The sequence below is a fragment of the Cryobacterium cheniae genome (assembly GCF_004403395.1).
In the GTDB taxonomy this organism is placed as follows: Bacteria; Actinomycetota; Actinomycetes; order Actinomycetales; family Microbacteriaceae; genus Cryobacterium; species Cryobacterium cheniae.
Genome location: NZ_SOGN01000049.1, coordinates 1 through 18,508 on the forward strand (window position 1 = coordinate 1; position 18,508 = coordinate 18,508).

General features: G+C 66.6%; 16 protein-coding genes. 7 read left to right on the top strand and 9 right to left on the bottom strand.

The genetic code is table 11. From position 1 onward, the window contains the following. Positions 1-391: 391 nt before the first annotated feature. The 7 genes from E3T23_RS12025 (at position 392) to pgl (ending at position 9,809) form a co-directional block, all read left to right on the top strand. Positions 392-1,333 (top strand): COX15/CtaA family protein, encoded by a 942-nt coding sequence (locus E3T23_RS12025; RefSeq protein WP_134370666.1) that lies wholly within the window; start codon positions 392-394, stop codon positions 1,331-1,333. A gap of 236 nt (positions 1,334-1,569) precedes the next feature. Continuing rightward, positions 1,570-3,663 carry a transketolase gene (tkt, locus tag E3T23_RS12030; RefSeq protein ID WP_134370668.1) on the top strand — a complete coding sequence of 698 codons (2,094 nt, stop codon included), beginning with the start codon at positions 1,570-1,572 and terminating at the stop codon, positions 3,661-3,663. A 60-nt stretch (positions 3,664-3,723) separates the two neighbouring features. Beyond that, a complete protein-coding gene (gene tal, locus E3T23_RS12035) occupies positions 3,724-4,860 on the top strand; it encodes a transaldolase (protein WP_134370670.1) in 1,137 nt (378 codons plus the stop codon). Beyond that, positions 4,857-6,464 (top strand): glucose-6-phosphate isomerase, encoded by a 1,608-nt coding sequence (locus tag E3T23_RS12040; RefSeq protein ID WP_134370672.1) that lies wholly within the window; start codon positions 4,857-4,859, stop codon positions 6,462-6,464. Before tal ends, E3T23_RS12040 begins: the two co-directional genes overlap by 4 nt. Positions 6,465-6,535: 71 nt before the next feature. Beyond that, entirely contained in the window at positions 6,536-8,077 is a 1,542-nt protein-coding gene (gene zwf, locus E3T23_RS12045) for a glucose-6-phosphate dehydrogenase (RefSeq protein WP_134370674.1), read from the top strand. Beyond that, a complete protein-coding gene (locus E3T23_RS12050) occupies positions 8,074-9,042 on the top strand; it encodes a glucose-6-phosphate dehydrogenase assembly protein OpcA (protein ID WP_134370676.1) in 969 nt (322 codons plus the stop codon). The genes zwf and E3T23_RS12050 overlap by 4 nt, the downstream gene beginning before the upstream one ends. Beyond that, complete coding sequence (gene pgl / locus E3T23_RS12055) at positions 9,039-9,809, top strand: 6-phosphogluconolactonase (protein WP_134370678.1); 771 nt, start codon at positions 9,039-9,041, stop codon at positions 9,807-9,809. Before E3T23_RS12050 ends, pgl begins: the two co-directional genes overlap by 4 nt. Before the next feature lie 96 nt (positions 9,810-9,905). On the opposite strand, the gene E3T23_RS12060 is transcribed toward pgl, so the two are convergent. From E3T23_RS12060 to uvrC, 9 genes are all read right to left on the bottom strand, one after another. Then, positions 9,906-10,274 carry an RNA polymerase-binding protein RbpA gene (locus tag E3T23_RS12060; protein ID WP_134370680.1) on the bottom strand — a complete coding sequence of 123 codons (369 nt, stop codon included), beginning with the start codon at positions 10,272-10,274 and terminating at the stop codon, positions 9,906-9,908. A 79-nt stretch (positions 10,275-10,353) separates the two neighbouring features. Further along, complete coding sequence (secG, locus tag E3T23_RS12065; protein WP_104170978.1) at positions 10,354-10,605, bottom strand: preprotein translocase subunit SecG; 252 nt, start codon at positions 10,603-10,605, stop codon at positions 10,354-10,356. 154 nt (positions 10,606-10,759) lie between these two features. Further along, on the bottom strand, positions 10,760-11,560 hold the full coding sequence (tpiA, locus tag E3T23_RS12075) for a triose-phosphate isomerase (protein ID WP_134370682.1): 801 nt from the start codon (positions 11,558-11,560) through the stop codon (positions 10,760-10,762). Continuing rightward, positions 11,551-12,765, bottom strand: coding sequence for a phosphoglycerate kinase (locus E3T23_RS12080; RefSeq protein WP_134370684.1), 1,215 nt, complete (start codon positions 12,763-12,765; stop codon positions 11,551-11,553). Before E3T23_RS12080 ends, tpiA begins: the two co-directional genes overlap by 10 nt. An 11-nt stretch (positions 12,766-12,776) precedes the next feature. Next, a complete protein-coding gene (gap, locus tag E3T23_RS12085; RefSeq protein ID WP_134370685.1) occupies positions 12,777-13,781 on the bottom strand; it encodes a type I glyceraldehyde-3-phosphate dehydrogenase in 1,005 nt (334 codons plus the stop codon). 86 nt (positions 13,782-13,867) lie between these two features. Beyond that, the gene (locus E3T23_RS12090; protein ID WP_134370687.1) at positions 13,868-14,494 is read right to left on the bottom strand and encodes a superoxide dismutase; all 627 of its coding nucleotides are present in this window, start codon (positions 14,492-14,494) and stop codon (positions 13,868-13,870) included. A gap of 125 nt (positions 14,495-14,619) precedes the next feature. Next, positions 14,620-15,600: a DNA-binding protein WhiA gene (gene whiA, locus E3T23_RS12095; RefSeq protein ID WP_134370799.1), complete on the bottom strand. Its 981-nt coding sequence runs from the start codon at positions 15,598-15,600 to the stop codon at positions 14,620-14,622. A gap of 98 nt (positions 15,601-15,698) precedes the next feature. Beyond that, positions 15,699-16,574 (bottom strand): RNase adapter RapZ, encoded by an 876-nt coding sequence (gene rapZ / locus E3T23_RS12100; RefSeq protein WP_134370689.1) that lies wholly within the window; start codon positions 16,572-16,574, stop codon positions 15,699-15,701. A 62-nt stretch (positions 16,575-16,636) separates the two neighbouring features. After that, positions 16,637-18,505, bottom strand: a complete 1,869-nt coding sequence (uvrC, locus tag E3T23_RS12105; RefSeq protein ID WP_134370690.1) for an excinuclease ABC subunit UvrC — start codon at positions 18,503-18,505, stop codon at positions 16,637-16,639. Positions 18,506-18,508 lie beyond the last annotated feature (3 nt).

An 18,508-nucleotide genomic window follows, 5' to 3' on the forward strand; every position in this document is an offset into this window, starting at 1 on the left:
AGTCACCACCTGCGGCGAAATCCCACGGCGAGCGGATGCGCCCGCGGCGTCGGGATCCGACCAACCGAACTCGTACACACCCAACCCCGCAAGTTCGGGACGGTCAAGCAGGACGTCAGACATATATACCTCTTCTCCCATCCACGACAACCCGGATATTAGTCCGGTCATCCCCCGAGCGGCCTCCAGTGGAGACCCGGTCGAGGAGCGGGTTGTGTGGGCGGCTACGTTGCGTACCTAAGATGTTTAAGGACGACGGGGGTGATGCGCCGCGATTATCTCAACCGCTGTGTTCCCGCCCATGAAACACCTAATTCTACAGGCTGACGACGGGTTCAGGAGTGCGGTCCGGCGTTTTCACATGTGGGTCATCGAAGAGGAAGAAGAACCGGTGAATCGAATTGCGGCGTGGTTGCCGACGAGGATCGACAGGCGCGTGCGGGTGATCGCGTGGGTCTACCTCGCAGCCCAGATACTTCTGGTCGGGACGGGAGGCCTGGTGCGCCTGACCAGCTCGGGCCTCGGCTGTCCCACCTGGCCCAAGTGCACCGCCGATTCCGTCGTGAACACACCCGAGATGGGCATCCACGGCGTCATCGAATTCGGTAATCGCATGCTCGGGGTTGCCCTCGGCCTGATCGCCATCGCGGCGTTCCTCGCCGTGGTGCGCCTCCGCAAGGAGCGCCCGGACCTGTTCTGGATTGCACTGCTGGCGGGGCTGGGTATCCCCGCTCAGGCCGTCATCGGCGGCATCAGTGTTCTCGCGCAGCTGAACCCCTACGTGGTCGGCTTCCACTTCGTGATCTCGGTGATCCTGGTCTCGCTGTGCACCGTCTTCGTGCACCGGGTCTACACCGGCCGGGTGCAACGCACCCTCGCCGTACCGGTCTGGTACCGGGTTCTGGCGTATGTCACGAGCGGGGTCGTGTTTGTCACGATTCTGGTCGGTATCCTCACCACCGGCTCGGGTCCCCACGCCGGCGACGCGGATGCTCCACGCACGGGACTTGACCCTGAAATCCTGCAGCACGTGCACAGTTGGCCCGCCTACGCCACCGTTGCCCTCACCCTGGTGCTCCTGATCGCGGCCTTCTCACGGGCTCTGCCGACGCAGGGCTGGGCCCTGCTGCTACTGCTCGTCGAGGCCATGCAGGTCGGCGTTGGCCTGATCCAGTCGAACACGGGTCTCCCGGCCGGGCTGGTCGGCATCCACATGGTGCTGTCCTGCGTGCTCGTCGCCGTGATGACCGCGCTGATCCTGAACCTCAGCACGCCGGTCGATGCGCGGGTGTCCCCCCGAGCCACCAACCCGAACCTGGTCGGTCGACGGTAGCGAATACCCGGGAGCGGTGACCACCGGGAGCTCTTCGCTGCGCGAGAACGCATCACGGGGTCCGAACCGACGTTGCCTATACTGGGACATGCTCGCCAATCTCGGTGCATGCAGGCATGATCCACCGGAACCGGGCATCTGCTGCGACACCGTGATGACGCTGATGTCCTCGGGCGCGCACAACAGCGGGTGCGGGTTCTCAGCAACCTTCTCCCCTTCAGAAGGGTCAATACCAAGTGGCAGCACTGCAGTGGGATTCGATTGACAGCAAGGCGGTCGACACCGCACGCCTCCTCGCGGCCGATGCCGTGGAGAAGGTCGGGAACGGGCACCCGGGTACCGCCATGAGCCTTGCTCCCGCGGCCTACCTTCTGTTCCAGAAGGTGATGCGTCGTGACCCGTCCGACAATGAGTGGATCGGTCGTGACCGTTTCATTCTCTCGGTCGGCCACAGCTCGCTCACCCAGTACGTTCAGTTGTACCTCGGTGGCTACGGCCTCGAGCTCGACGACCTGAAGGCGCTGCGCACCTGGGGTTCCAAGACCCCCGGGCACCCGGAATACGGCCACACCGACGGGGTCGAGATCACGACCGGTCCCCTCGGCCAGGGTCTGGCCTCCGCCGTCGGCTTCGCCTACGCCTCCCGTTTCGAGCGGGGCATGTTCGACCCGGATGCGTCGGTCGGCACGAGCCCGTTCGATCACTTCGTCTACGTGATCGCCGGCGACGGCGACCTGCAGGAAGGCATCACAAGCGAGGCCTCCTCCCTCGCCGGCCACCAGCAGCTCGGCAACCTGATCGCGATCTACGACAGCAACCAGATCTCCATCGAGGACGACACCAACATCGCCTTCACCGAGGACGTCGCGGCCCGCTATGCGGCCTACGACTGGCACGTGCAGACGGTGGACTGGAAGAAGACCGGCGAATACGTCGAAGACGTCGCCGCGCTCAACGACGCGATCGAGGCGGCCCAGTCCGTCACCGACAAGCCGTCGCTGATCATCCTGAAGACCATCATCGGCTGGCCCAGCCCGAAGAAGCAGAACACCGGCAAGATCCACGGATCGGCGCTCGGCGCCGAGGAGTTGGCCGCCGTCAAGACGGTCCTCGGCTTCGACCCCGCGCAGTCCTTCGAGGTCACCGACGAGGTCATCGCCCACACCCGACGGGCCGTGGACCGCGGCGCCATCGCCCACGCCGCGTGGACCACCGCGTTCGACGCCTGGGCGACCGCCAACCCCGAGCGCAAGCACCTGCTCGACCGGGTGCTCTCCGGCGACCTGCCCGACGGCGTCGACGCTGCCCTCCCCGTCTTCCCCGCCGGAACCGAGGTGTCGACCCGGGCCGCGTCCGGCAAGGTCCTGACCGCCCTCGGCGCCGTCATCCCCGAACTTTGGGGCGGCTCCGCCGACCTCGCCGAATCCAACAACACCACCATCAATGGTGCGGCCTCGTTCATCCCGAGCGAGCACTCCACCGGCGAGTGGACCGGCAACCCGTACGGCCGCGTGCTGCACTTCGGCATCCGCGAACACGCCATGGCCGCCATCCTCAACGGAATCGTGCTGCACGGGAACACGCGCCCCTTCGGTGGCACCTTCCTGATCTTCAGCGACTACATGCGTCCGGCCATCCGTCTGGCCGCGCTGATGAAGGCCCCGTCGATTTTCGTCTGGACCCATGACTCCGTCGCCCTGGGCGAGGACGGCCCCACCCACCAGCCGATCGAGCAGCTTGCGACCCTGCGCGCCATCCCCGGACTCGACGTGGTGCGCCCCGGCGACGCCAACGAGGTGTCCTGGGCATGGAAGACCATCCTCGAGCGCCGCCAGGGACCGGCCGGCATCGTGCTGACCCGCCAGAACATTCCCGTGTTCGAGCGCGGCGAGGGCGACGCCACCGGCGACGTGCTCGCATCCGCCCAGAACGTGGCGAAGGGCGCCTACGTGCTCGCCGAGGCACAGGGCGGAACCCCCGACGTGATCCTGATCGGCACCGGCTCCGAGGTGCAGCTGGCCCTGGCGGCCCGCGAGCAGCTCCAGGCCGAGGGCATCAGCGCGCGCGTCGTCTCCGCCCCCAGCCTCGAGTGGTTCCGGGAGCAGAGCGCCGAGTACCGCGAGGCCGTGCTGCCGGCATCGATCACCGCCCGGGTATCGGTCGAGGCGGGAATCGCGTTGACCTGGGACAGATTCGTCGGCGACCGCGGCCGCAGCGTCTCGATCGAGCACTTCGGTGCGTCGGCCGACTACAAGACCCTGTTCCGTGAATTCGGCATCACGACGGATGCCGTCGTGGCCGCCGCCAAGGAATCCCTCGCCGCGCACTGAGCCTGCCGCACGGCGACACCACACACCTGAACACCCTGCATTTTAAAGGAGATACGAAACATGACTGAGAACACTCCCCTCGCCGAGCTGTCACTAGCCGGCGTCAGCATCTGGCTGGACGACCTGTCCCGGGAGCGCATCGCTTCCGGCGGCCTGGCAAACCTGATCGACACGAAGAACGTCGTCGGCGTGACCACCAACCCGACGATCTTCGCCGGCGCCCTGAGCAAGGGTGAGGCGTACGCCGAGCAGGTTTCGGCTCTGGCCGCCGCCGGCACCAGCGTGCACGACGCCGTGTTCGAGATCACCACCGACGATGTGACCGCGGCCTGCGATATTTTCCGTCCGGTCTACGATCGCACCCACGGCGTCGACGGGCGCGTCTCGATCGAGGTCGAGCCCGGACTGGCCCACGACGCGGCCGGCACGGTCACGCAGGCCCAGGAACTGTGGGCGAAGGTCAATCGGCCCAACGCCATGATTAAGATCCCCGCAACGGTGGAAGGCCTCGAAGCGATTACCGCGACGATCGCCCTCGGCATCAGCGTCAACGTCACCCTGATCTTCAGCCTCGAGCGTCACCGCCAGGTCATCAACGCGTACCTGTCCGGTCTGGAGAAGGCCAAGGCCGCCGGCATCGACCTCAGCACGATCCACTCCGTCGCGTCGTTCTTCGTGTCGCGGGTCGACACCGAGATCAACGGCCGCCTCGAGGTCATCGGGACGGATACCGCGCTCTCGCTCAAGAGCAAGGCCGGCGTCGCCAATGCCCAGCTCGCCTACCAGGTCTACGAGGAAGCCTTCTCCACGGAGCGCTCCCTCGGTCTGATCAGTGCCGGCGCCAACAAGCAACGTCCCCTCTGGGCCTCCACCGGCGTCAAGGACCCCGCCCTCCCCGACACCCTCTACGTGACCAACCTGGTTGCGCCCGAGGTCGTCAACACCATGCCGGAGAAGACCCTCGAGGCCACACTCGACCACGGCGTCATTCCCGCGAACTCCGTCAGCGGAGCGTACGACGAAGCCAACCGGGTCCTCGACGCCCTGGCCGACGAGGGTGTCTCCTACAACGACGTCACCCAGGTTCTCGAGGCCGAAGGCGTCGCCAAGTTCATCATCTCGTGGAACGAGCTCCTGGACACCGTGACCGCCGCCCTCGACTCCGCCAGGACGACCGCGACCGGCGCAGCACTGTGAGCTTCCGCATCTCCGTCAGCGGCGCTGCCGCCGACGCCGTGCGCACCACCGTCCCGACCCTGGTTGCCGACCTCGTCGCATCCGGAATCACCGCACTCGACCCGGCCCTCTGGGGCCCGGACGCCGAGGCCGAAGCCGCGAAGCGACTCGGCTGGACCGAGTCAGTCGCAGATTCCCGCCCGCTGATTCCGGAGATCCTCGCCCTGCGCGACTCACTGCGGGCTGCCGGTGTCACCCGCATCGCCCTCGCCGGAATGGGCGGCTCCTCGCTGGCCCCCGAGGTCATCACCCGCACCTCGGGTGTGCCGCTCACCGTGCTCGATTCGACCGACCCCGGCCAGGTCCTCTCGGCCCTCGGCCAGAATCTGGCCTCCACCGCGCTCGTCGTGTCGTCGAAGTCCGGATCGACGGCCGAGACCGACAGCCAGCGGCGCGTCTTCGAACGCGCCTTCCGTGAGGCCGGGATCGACCCGGTCGAGCGCATCATCATCGTCACCGACCCCGGCTCCCCGCTCGACGCCGACGCCCGCTCCGTGGGCTACCGCGTCTTCAACGCGGATCCCACGGTCGGTGGACGTTTCTCGGTGCTGACCGCGTTCGGACTCGTTCCGTCCGGTCTCGCCGGCGTGGACATCGCCGAGCTGCTCGACGAGGCCGAGGCCATTTCGCTCTCCCTCGCCATTGACCGCCCCGAGAACCCGGGACTCATCCTGGGTGCGGCCATCGCCGCGACCACCCCGCGCCGCGACAAGCTCGCGATCGTCGAGGACGGTACCCACATCGTGGGGTTCGCCGACTGGGCCGAGCAGCTCATCGCCGAGTCGACCGGCAAGCAGGGCGTCGGCATCCTTCCCGTCGTGCTCGACCGGGAGGCCCCCGAGCTGTCGCTGAACCTGCCGGACCTGCAGGTTGTGCGCCTGGTCGCCGACGCCGGCCTGCACGTGTTCACGGACAACGACGGACGGGACGAGATCCGGGTCAGCGGCACCCTCGGCGCGCAGTTCCTCGTCTGGGAGTATGCCACGGCCGTCGCCGGCCGCCTGCTCGGCATCAACCCGTTCGACCAGCCTGATGTCGAGGCCGCCAAGAACGCCACCAGGGCGCTCCTCAACACGAGCCCCGAGCCCGCGCCGGCGGCCTTCATTTCGGACGGCATCGAGATCCGCGGAACGGCGCACGTGATCGGCGCCGCGAGCGACCTCGCGTCGGCCGTCGACGCCCTGATCGAGGAACTCGGTCCGGACGGCTACCTCTCCGTACAGGCCTACGTCAACCGGCTGGCGCTGCCGCAGCTCGCCGAAATCCGCGACCTGCTGGCTGCACTGGCCAAGCGCCCGGTCACGTTCGGCTGGGGACCCCGGTTCCTGCACTCCACCGGCCAGCTACACAAGGGCGGACCGACCACCGGGGTGTTTCTGCAGATCCTCACCACCCCGGCCGTCGACCTGGACATCCCGGACCGCCCGTTCACGTTCGGCGAACTCATCCAGGCCCAGGCCAGCGGTGACGCCAGCGTGCTCGCGGACCACGGTCGCCCGGTGCTGACGCTGACGCTGACCGACCCCGCGAAGAACATCACCACCCTGTTCGACGCACTGCGCTGACCCGTCGGGCGCCGGCCGAGAGCCGGCGCCCGACCCGTCCGTGTTCGACCGTCACACTTCGAAGGAGCTGCATGTCCCCGGTGGAAATCACCCCGGAGTTCAATCCACTGCGTTCACCGAACGACTACCGTCTGAATCGCATCGCGGGGCCCAGCAGCCTCGTGATCTTCGGCGTCACCGGTGACCTGTCGCGGAAGAAACTCATGCCGGCCGTCTATGACCTCGCCAACCGCGGTCTTCTTCCGCCGGGTTTCGCGCTCGTCGGATTCGCCCGCCGCGACTGGACCAACGAGGACTTCATGGCGGTCGTGCACGACTCCGTCAAGGAGTACGCGCGCACCGAGTTCAACGAGGACGTCTGGGCCCAGCTGGCTGAAGGCATCCGTTTCGTGCAGGGGTCGTTCGACGACGCCGCGTCGTTCCAGCTGCTCAAGGACACCATCGCGCAGCTGGACCGGGCGCGCGGGACGATGGGCAACCATGCGTTCTACCTGTCCATCCCGCCGAAAGCGTTCCCGCAGGTCACGGAGCAGCTCCGCCGCTCCGGCCTGGCCGAGCAGACGGACGGGCAGTGGCGCCGGGTCGTGATCGAGAAACCGTTCGGCAGTGACCTGCAGACCGCGCGCGACTTGAACGCCGTGGTCGAGTCGGTCTTCCCGCCCGACTCGGTCTTCCGCATCGACCACTACCTCGGCAAGGAGACGGTTCAGAACATCCTGGCCCTCCGGTTCGCGAACCAGCTCTACGAACCGATCTGGAACGCCAACTACGTCGACCACGTGCAGATCACCATGGCCGAGGACATCGGCGTGGGCGGACGGGCGGGCTACTACGACGGCATCGGCGCCGCCAGGGACGTCATCCAGAACCACCTGCTGCAGCTGCTGGCATTGACCGCCATGGAGGAACCCATCTCCTTCGACGCGTCCGACTTGCGGACGGAGAAGGAGAAGGTCCTCGCCTCCATTCGGCTTCCCGATGACCTGGCAACCGGCACGGCCCGCGGCCAGTACGCCGGTGGCTGGCAGGGCGGCGAGAAGGTCCGGGGTTTCCTGGACGAGGACGGGATGGACCCCGAATCCCTCACCGAAACGTACGCCGCGCTGCGGCTGACCATCGAGAACCGCCGCTGGTCGGGCGTGCCGTTCTACCTGCGTGCGGGCAAGCGGCTGGGCCGCCGGGTCACCGAGATCGCAGTGGTCTTCAAACGAGCACCGCAGCATCTCTTCGGCAAGGGGAACTCCACACCGCTGGGCGAGAATGCCCTGGTCATCCGGGTTCAGCCCGACGAGGGTGTCACCATCCGGTTCGGCTCCAAAGTTCCCGGCGCCGGTATGCAGGTGCGCGACGTGACGATGGACTTCGGTTACGGCCACGCGTTCACCGAGGCCAGCCCGGAAGCCTACGAGCGGCTGATTCTCGACGTGCTCCTGGGCGATCCGCCTCTCTTTCCACGGCACGAAGAGGTCGAACTGTCCTGGAAGATCCTCGATCCGATCGAGGAGTTCTGGGCGAAGCAGGGCCAGCCGGAGCAATACCGTCCGGGAACCTGGGGTCCTGCCTCAGCCGATGAACTGCTGTCCCGCGATGGCCGACACTGGAGACGCCCATGATCGTCGATCTGCCCAACACCACCACCTCCAAGATCTCGAAGGCCCTGGTGCGCATCCGTGAGGAAGGCGGTGCCGTGGCCCTCGGCCGGGTGCTGACGCTGATCATCGCGTCCACCATGGGCCGCGAGGAAGAGGCCATCGAGGCCGCGAACGACGCATCCCGCGAACACCCCATGCGCGTGATCGTGCTGTCGACGATGGACCAGGACGCCACGGCCTCCCCGCTCGCCCCCCGGGTTGACGCGGAAATCCGCGTCGGCGGCGACGCGGGCGCCAGCGAGGTCATCGTGCTGCGCGCCTACGGCGAGGCCGCCAGCGACCCGGAAAGCCTCGTCACGGGTCTGCTCCTGCCCGACGCCCCCGTCGTGGCCTGGTGGCCCGGTGTGGCGCCGGCCGTGCCCGCGGATTCTCCCCTCGGGCGCATCGCCCACCGACGCATCACGGATGCCTCCGCGCAGCCTGACCCCCAGGCCGCACTGCACCACCTGTGCAGCTCGTACCGTCCCGGCGATACGGACTTCGCCTGGACCCGCCTCACCCTGTGGCGCGCCCAGCTCGCGGCGGTCCTCGACCAGCCGCCCTACCTGCCCGTGACCGCGGTGCAGGTGTCCGGCGCCGCGGACTCGCCGTCGACGACTCTGCTCGCCGCCTGGCTCGCCCTGCAGCTGCAGATCCCCGTCGACTACGCGTTCACCACGGGCCCGCTGTCCCACGGCATCCGGAGTGTGCACCTCACGCGCTCCGCCGGGCTCATCTCGCTCGAGCGGGACGTTCCCGACGTCGCCAGACTGACCCAACCCGGCCAGCCCGTGCAGGATCTCACCCTCAAGCGACGGAGCCTGCGCGACTGCCTCAGCGACGAACTGCGCCGGCTCGACCCCGATGAGCTGTATGGTGAGGTCATCACGCGCGGCCTACCGCACCTTGACGATGTGGTCGCAGAACAAGACGAAGGACGACCGTGACCAACGAACGACGCGTACTCGTGCACCCCGATCGGGCGGCCCTGGCTGCCTCGGTGGCGGCCCGTTTCATCACAACGACCGTAGATCTCCTGCACGAACAGGGTGAGGTCAATGTTGTCCTGGCCGGTGGCACCGTCGCCATGGAGGTCCTGCAGGCTGTCAACACCTCCGCGGCCCGCGACACCATCGACTGGAACCAGGTCACATTCTGGTGGGGGGACGAGCGCTGGGTTCCGAAGAACAACCCCGAACGCAACGAACTCCAGGCCCGCGCGGCACTGCTCGACCACATCCGGATCCCGGAAGCCAACATCCACCCGTTCGCCGCCTCCGACGAGGGCGTCGACCTCGACGCTGCCGCAGAGAACTACGCCGTCCAGCTCGAGTCCTCCTCGATCGACGGGACCGACCTGCCGCGCTTCGACATCACCTTCCTCGGCGTGGGCCCGGACGGTCACGTCGCCTCCCTGTTCCCGCACCAGCCCGGCATCCGCGAACACAGCAAGAGCGTTCTCGCCGTGCGCAATTCTCCCAAGGCCCCGTCCGAGCGGCTCAGCCTCAGCCGTCCGGCCCTGAACTCCTCCCGGTGCGTGTGGATGGTGCTGGCCGGCCCGGACAAGGCGTCGGCACTCGGTCTCGCCCTGGCAGGCGCAAGCCGCGACGAGGTGCCCGTGGCGGGCATCAAGGGCCGACGGTACACGAACTTCTTCGTCGACCGGGAGGCCGCCGCGGAAGTCCCCGAGAACCTCACCGCGTCGACGTTCTAGCGCGAACACCGTTCCCCCCGCAAACCCGTGAACCGCGAAAGGCCCCGACCGAAGTCGGGGCCTTTCGCGGTTCACGAAGAGCGTGAGCGAAGAGCGTCAGTTCGTCGCGGTCAGTTTGCCTCGGCGCACGCGCAGCTGCTGCAGCGCCTCCTCGAGAAGTGACTCTGCCTCTGCCTCGGTGCGACGTTCCTTCACATAGGCAAGGTGCGTCTTGTACGGCTCAAGCTTGACGACCGACGGCGGATTCGCCTTATCGCGGCCGGCCGGGAGTCCGGACGACGGGCAATCGATCGTTGCCGGGATCTCCTCGTCAGGGAGGTTCGCCGCGAAGTAACGCACGGTCTCGTTGCCGAGAGCGTCCCAGTAGGACACCTTGATGCGGTCCGCGTGAAAACCGCGGTCCTGCTCGCCCATGGGGCCGGCCCCGACCCGGGATCCTCTGATTGCGCTGCCACCAGATGCCATTTTGTTCCTCCGCTTGAAAAGGGCGTTGAAGCCGATTGACCGGTTGAGCCGAAGCTCGTCGAACCTGTGAAACGGGAGGCTAAAGCCCCGTGTCGAACTTGGTGATGAGCCCCAGGATCACGATGCAGGTGATCCAGAGCAGCCCCAGGATAACGGTGATCCGATTGAGATTGCGCTCGGCAACCCCGGACGCGCCGAGGTTGGACGTCACACCTCCGCCGAACATGTCGGACAGACCACCACCACGCCCCTTGTGAAGCAAAATGAGCATGGTCAACAGGAGACTCGTAATTCCGAGCAACACCTGCAACACAACCTGGAGAATCTCCACGCGAAACCTTTCACAGTGCGATGGGCACAATAAACCCATCAAGATCAGTGATAATCATAGCCTGACTGACGAACCAGCCCACCGACCCCCGGTTGGGGGCGATGGGCTGACTCGTGGTCTGCTGCCGACGAGAGGCAGCGGGGTGGAGCAGTTGTTACAGGCCGACGTGCTGCTGGAACCGGACGATGCTCGAGAATTCGTCGATATCCAAGCTGGCGCCGCCGACAAGGGCGCCGTCCACGTTCGGCTCGCGCATGAAGCCCGCGATGTTCGAACCCTTCACGGAACCGCCGTACAGGATGCGGGTCTTGTCGGCCACATCCTGGCCCAGCGTTTCCTTCAACACGAGACGCAGCTGCGCCGCCACCTGCTCGGCCTGCTCAGGCGTTGCCGCCTGGCCGGAGCCGATCGCCCATACGGGCTCGTAGGCGACGACGAAGTCGGCCGCGTTGGTCACACCGGACAGGGCCGTGCGCAGCTGGGCAACCGGCACGGCGCTCGGGCCGTGCAGTTCCAGGTCCGCGGCGGTCTCGCCGACGCAGATGATCGGAACCAGGTTGTGCTTGAGCGCCGCGGTGACCTTCGCCGCGACAATCTCGTCAGTCTCTGCGTGCAGTGTGCGTCGCTCGGAGTGACCGATCAACACGTACTTGCATTCGAGCTGCGCGAGGAACGCGCCGGAGATCTCGCCGGTGTACGCGCCTGAATCCTGAGCGGACACGTCCTGGCCGCCGAAAGCGATCGGGAGCTTGTCCGCGGAGACGAGCGTCTGGACGGAGCGGAGGTCGGTGAACGGTGGGAACACCGCAACCTCGACCGCTGCGACATCGTGCTTCGCATCCTTGAGATTCCAGGCGAGCTTCTGGACGAACGCGATGGCCTGGAGGTGGTCCAGGTTCATCTTCCAGTTGCCGGCAATCAGCGGAGTACGCCGTGGGTGTTCGTTTACTGCCATCCGAGGACCTCCAGTCCTGGCAGGCGCTTACCCTCGAGGAACTCGAGGCTGGCGCCGCCGCCGGTAGAAATGTGACCGAACTGGTCATCGGTGAAACCGAGGATGCGGACGGCCGCGGCCGAATCTCCACCACCGACGACACTCAGGCCGTCGACCTCGGTCAGCGCGCCGGCCACCGCACGGGTGCCCTCCGCGAACGGTGCCAGCTCGAACACGCCCATCGGGCCGTTCCAGAAGACCGTCTTCGACGACCGGATGATGTCGGCGAATGCCGCACCCGATTCCGGTCCGATGTCCAGGCCGAGACCGGAGGCACCGAACGGGGTGTCCTCGATCGCGTCGGCCGGGGTGACCGCCAGCTCGGCGTCGGCCCCGAATTTGGAGGCGACGACGATATCCGTCGGCAACACGATCTTCACGCCGAGGCGTTCCGCTTCCAGAAGGTAACCGCGGACGGTCTCGATCTGGTCGGTTTCCAGCAGGCTGGCGCCCACCTTGTGGCCCTGAGCGGCGAGGAAGGTGTACGCCATACCGCCGCCGATGAGCAGCGAGTTCACACGGGGCAGCAGGTGGCCGATGACGCCGAGCTTGTCGGACACCTTCGAGCCGCCCAGAACCACCGTGTACGGTGCTTCCGGCTTCTCGGTGAGGCGGTCCAGAACTTCGAGCTCAGCGGCGATCAGGAGTCCGGCCGCGCTGGGAACGATCCCGGCGAGGTCGAACACACTGGCCTGCTTGCGGTGAACGACGCCGAAGCCGTCCGAGACGAGCACATCACCCAGAGCGGAAAGCTCCGTGGCGAAGGCGCCGCGCTCGGCGTCATCCTTGGCGGTCTCCCCCGCGTTGAAGCGGAGGTTCTCGAGAACGACCACCTCACCGTCGGCGAGTGCGGCGACGGCAGCCTGAGCCGACGCGCCGACCGTGTCCGTGGCGAAGGCCACGTCCGCGCCCAGGAGCTCACCGAGACGGACGGCGACGGGGGCCAGGCTGTACTTGGCTTCCGGGGCACCCTTCGGACGTCCGAGGTGGGAGACGATCACGACTCGTGCACCCTGTTCGATGAGCGCCTTGATGGTGGGCAGGGATGCCCGCACGCGGCCGTCATCCGTGATCTGACCGTCTTGCAACGGCACATTCAGGTCACATCGGACGATGACGCGCTTTCCGCCGAGCTGCCCCAGCGAATCGATAGTACGCAGCGTCACTGCGGACTCCGTTAGAGGCTCTTGGCGACGAGGGCGGTGAGGTCAACCATACGGTTGGAGTAACCCCACTCGTTGTCGTACCATGCGGACAGCTTGACCTGGTCGCCGATGACGCGCAGCAGGCCGGCGTCGAAGATCGAGGAGTGCGGGTCGGTGACGATGTCGCTGGAGACGATTTCGTCTTCCGTGTACATCAGGATGCCCTTGAGGGGGCCCTCGGCGGCAGCCTTGTACGCAGCCTTGATGGCTTCGACGGTGACGGGGCGCTCGGCAACGACGGTGAGGTCGGTGATGGAACCGGTGGGAACCGGAACGCGCAGCGCGAAACCGTCGAGCTTGCCCTTGAGCTCAGGCAGAACCAGACCGAGGGCCTTGGCGGCGCCGGTCGAGGTCGGGATGATGTTCAGGGCGGCGGCGCGGGAGCGACGCAGGTCGGAGTGCGGGCCGTCCTGCAGGTTCTGGTCGGCCGTGTACGCGTGGATCGTGGTCATCAGGCCGTGCTTGATGCCGAAGTTGTCGTTGAACACCTTCGCGAGGGGCGCGAGGCAGTTCGTGGTGCACGACGCGTTGGAGATGATGTCGAACTTGGCCGGGTCGTAGTCCGCCTCGTTGACGCCCATGACGACGGTTGCAACGTCGCCGGTGGCGGGAGCGGAGACGATGACCTTCTTGGCGCCGGCGGTGATGTGCTTCTGCGCATCCTCGGCCTTGGTGAAGCGTCCGGTGGACTCGATCACGATGTCGACGCCCAGGGCGCCCCAGGGAAGGTTGGCGGGGTCGCGCTCGGCGAGGACCTTAATCGGCTTGCCGTTGACGAGGATGGTGTCTCCGTCGACCTCGACGGTGGCGGGCAGGCGACCGGTGATGGAGTCATATTTAAGAAGGTGAGCCAGCGTCTTGGCCTCGGTGAGGTCGTTCACGGCGACGATTTCGATGTCGCTGCCCTGGGCCAGGACGGCGCGAAGATAATTACGGCCGATGCGGCCAAATCCGTTAATACCAATCTTTACAGACACGTATGTCTCCTTGATTCTTGTGCGCCGAAGCGCGTTTTGGTGGGTGAACGGGACGGGCTGCGGGCCCCCGCGGGGGCCCGGCTCCTCTAGGAGAGGAGCAGCAGTCCGTTGGTCTTTTCACGTGCGACGGTGAAGCGCTCCTGGACGTTGGCCCAGTTGACGATGTTCCAGAATGCCTTCACGTAGTCGGCACGAACGTTGCGGTAGTCGAGGTAGTAGGCGTGCTCCCAGACGTCCAGCATCAGCACCGGGATCGTGCCGGCAGCGAAGTTGGCCTGCTGGTCGAAGAACTGCTGGATGATCAGGCGCTGGCCGATCGAGTCCCAGGCGAGAACGGCCCATCCGGACCCCTGGACGCCGAGTGCCGTGGCCGCGAAATGGGCCTGGAACTTGTCGAAGGAACCGAAGTTGTCGTCGATCGCGCCGGCCAGGTCGCCGGTGGGCTTGTCTCCGCCGTCGGGCGACAGGTTGGTCCAGAAGATCGAGTGGTTGACGTGGCCGCCGAGGTTGAACGCGAGGTCCTTCTCGAGCTTGTTCACGTAGGTGAGATTGCCGGTGTCGCGAGCCTCGGCCAGCTGGGCCAGGGCGGTGTTGGCCCCGGTCACGTATGCCTGGTGGTGCTTGCTGTGATGGAGTTCCATGATGGTTCCGCTGATGCTCGGCGCCAGGGCCGAGTAGTCGTACGCGAGAGCCGGAAGTGTGTATTCAGCCAATGTGCATCTCCTCTGTCGTTGTCGGCGCGAAATGCTCCGCCACCAGTTCGTGAGCAACCATGCCAGTCTACTCAGGATGCGCTGTGGCTGTGACGATCGTGGATGGACGCTGAACGCCGGGCGCGTCAGACGTCGTCGAGGTCGGCCGGAAGGTTCGCGTCGGTGCCCGGGATTCCCAGATCGGCGGCCTTCTTGTCGGCCATGGCGAGCAGGCGACGGATGCGGCCGGCGACGGCGTCCTTCGTCATGGGCGGGTCGGCGTGGTGGCCGAGTTCGTCGAGGCTGGAATCACGGAAGGAGAGGCGCAGGTCGCCCGCATAGCGGAGGTGCTCCGGGATCTCCTCGCCGAGGATTTCCATGGCGCGCTGCACGCGCGCGCACGCCGCCACGGCGGCCTGGGCGGAACGACGCAGATTCGCGTCGTCGAAGTTGACCAGCCGGTTCGCGGTGGCACGCACCTCGCGGCGCTGGCGGAGGGCCTCCCAGTTGAGCACGGTCTCCTGCGCCCCCATCTGCACGAGCATGGTGCCGATGGCGTCGCCGTCACGGATGACGACCCGGTGCACGCCGCGCACCTCGCGGGCCTTGGCGACGACTCCGAGGCGGCCGGCGGCTCCGACGAGGGCCATCGCGGATTCGTTTCCGGGACAGGTGACTTCCAGCGCCGCCGAACGGCCCGGGTCGGTCAACGAGCCGTGGGCGAGGAAGGCTCCGCGCCACACGGCGGCGATCTCTTCCTTCGAGCCCGTGGTGAGCCGGTTCGGCAGCCCGCGAATCGGGCGCCGTCTGGCGTCGAGCAGGCCGGTCTGGCGTGCGAGCGTCTCGCCGCCATCGAGCACCCGGACCAGGTAGTGGCTGGCGCGCCGCAGCCCGGCGGCGGGGATCACGGTCACGTCGCTGCGCACACCGTAGAGTTCGGCGAGGTCTTTTCGCACTCTCCGGGCGAGGAGAGGAGTGTCGAGTTCCGACTCGATGGCGATCCGGCCGGAAATCATGTGTAATCCGCCGGAGAACCGGAGAATGGTGGCCAGTTCCGCTGCACGCACCGTGGTCTTTGAAATTTCGACGCGAGCAAGCTCGTCTTTAACGTCGGCGGTGAGTGCCAATCGCTTGTCCATTCTGTCGTCCTGGCCTGATGTGGGGCCGAGTTGTGTTCCTGCTGGCCGGAGCCGGCGGCCTGCTGGGTGCAGTCGCCGTCGCCGTGTTATTCCCGTCCGAGGTCGCGATTCTTGACGCTGATCGCGACACCGGGGAAGTCCTTGATCAAGGCCGCGATTTCCGCGGCCATGGCGACGGAGCGGTGCTTGCCGCCCGTGCATCCGACCGCGATGGTCGCGTGACGTTTGTTCTCCCGCTGGTAACCGGCGAGCACCGGTTCCAGGGCCGCCGCATAGTGCCGGATGAAGTCACGCGCCCCGGTCTGGGAGAGAACGAAGTCCCGCACCTCGGCATCCTGGCCGTTGTGGGTGCGGAGCTCGGGAACCCAGAACGGGTTGGGCAGGAAGCGGACGTCGGCGACCATGTCGACGTCGGTGGGAAGGCCGTACTTGAAGCCGAAGCTCATCAGGGTGACGTGCACCCCGGCGGCGTCCTCGGCGGCGAAGCGGTCCGAGATCGACGTGGCCAGCTGGTGGATGTTGAGATCGGAGGTGTCGATGACGAGGTCGCAGGACTCGCGCACGGCGCTGAGCTTGGTGCGTTCGGCCGAGATCCCGTCGAGGATGGTGCCGTCGCGCTGCAACGGATGCGGTCGCCGCACGGATTCGAACCGTCGCACGAGCACGTCGTCGCGGGCTTCGAGGAAGATGACCCGCACCTGCGAGGTCTTCCGCAGCGCGTGCAGAATCTCCTGGAAGTCGGAGAAGAAGTCCCTGCCCCGGATGTCGACCACGGCGGCGATCTTGGGCAGGCTGGTGCCGGCGCGGCCGACCAGTTCGACCAGGGGGCGCAGCATCTGCGGCGGCAGGTTGTCGACGACGTACCAGCCCAGGTCTTCCAGGGCATTGGCCACGGTGGAGCGGCCTGCACCGGACATCCCCGTCACGATAAGCATTTCCTGCCTGTCGTTCTCCGTGCTCATACTGGACTGCGCCTTCGATCGGGTGGAACCTAAGTGCCCAGCCTACCGATCAGCCGGGCCGTTCAGGCGCGCAAGTGATGATGAATCGCCTCGGCCAGCACCGGGCCGATGCCGCGGACGTCGGCAATCGCCTCGGCGGGCGCCTCCTTGAGCCGTGCGACGGAGCCGAAATGCTGCAGGAGAACCTTGACCCTGGCGGGCCCGAGGCCCGGGATCTCGCCCAGCACCGATGTGATGTCCCGTTTCCTTCTTGAGCGTTGGTGCACGATCGCGAAGCGGTGCGCCTCATCGCGGATGCGTTGGATCAGGAACAAGGCGTCGCTGTTGCGCGGCAGGATCACGGGGTAGTCGGAGTCCGGCAGCCAGATTTCCTCGAGCCGTTTGGCGATTCCGCACAGTTGGATGCCGGTGACGCCCGATTCGCGTAGCGCCCGCGCAGCGGCGGCCACCTGAGGCTGACCACCGTCGACGATGAGCAGGTTCGGTTGGTAGCGGAACTTCTTACGTTTGAGACTGGCGTCACTCTCGCCCTCCGGCACCGTTTCCTCGTCGGGGACCAGGTAGGCCAGACGGCGGGTGAGGGTGCGGTAGATGGAGTCCGTGTCATCCGTGGACTCGGGGATGCTGAACCGGCGGTACTCGTCGGTGCGCGGAAGCCCGTCTTCGAACACCACCATGGAGGCGACGATGTTGGTGCCGCTCAGGTGCGAGACGTCGTAGCATTCCATCCGGAGCGGAGCAGAGGGCATCTCCAGTGCCTCCTGGATGTCTTCGAGGGCCTTGGACCGGGCGACGAAGTCTGAGCTCCGCCGGGTCTTGTAGAGCATCAGGGCGTGCTTGGCGTTCTGGGTGGCGGTGGCGAGCAGGGCAGCCTTCTCGCCGCGCTGGGCGGCGACGAGACGCACCTTGCGTTTGCCGATTCCGGCCAGCCAGGTCTCGAGCGCCTCGGCGTCGTCGGGCAGCTCCGGCACCACGATCTCCCGCGGCGGCACGACCCCAGACCCGTAGGCCGTGAGCATGATCGAGTCGATCAGGTCGCCGGTGCTGAGATCGAGTTCCTTGTCGACCATCCAGCCGCGCACACCGCGGATGCGGCCGCCGCGCACGATGAAGAGCTGCACCGCCGCGGCGAGTTCATCCTGGTCGATGGCGAAGAGGTCGATGTCGACGCTGTCCCGGAGCACCACGGCACTCTTCTCGAGCACGGCGTTCAGCGCCCGCACCTGGTCGCGCCGTTTCGCGGCGACCTCGTAGTCCTGGGTCACCGCGGCATCCTTCATCTCCGCGGTCAGCTTGTTGATCAGCTTGCGATCCTGGCTGCCCATGAAGCTGACGAACTCGTTGACGATCACCCGGTGCTCCTCGATCGAGACCGTGCCCGAACAGGGTCCGAAGCACCGGCCGATCTGCCCGGCGAAGCACGGCTTGCCGGACTGCATGGCGCGCTTGTAGTTGGAGTTGTTGCAGGTGCGGATCGGGAAGGCCTTGAGCATCAGCTCGATGGTCTCGTGCACGGCCCAGATCTTCGGATAGGGCCCGAAATACCGGGCCCCGCGGATGCCCGTGGTGCGGGTGACCAGGGCTCGCGGCGCCTCGTCGGCGAGGGTGACCGCGAGGTACGGGTACGACTTGTCGTCCTTGAACTTCACGTTGAAAGGTGGGTCGAACTCGTTGATCCAGGTCCACTCCAGTTGGAGCGCCTCGACCTCGGTGCCGACGACAGTCCACTCGACCGAGGTGGCCGTGGTGACCATGCGCCGAGTGCGCTCGTGCAGGCTGCTCAGCGGGGCGAAGTAGTTCGCGAGGCGGGCCCGCAAATTGTTCGCCTTGCCGACGTAGAGCACCCGCCCGGTTTCGTCACGAAACCGGTACACCCCGGGGCTCGTCGGAATCTCGCCCGCCCTGGGGCGGTAGCTCAGCGCGTCGGACATGAT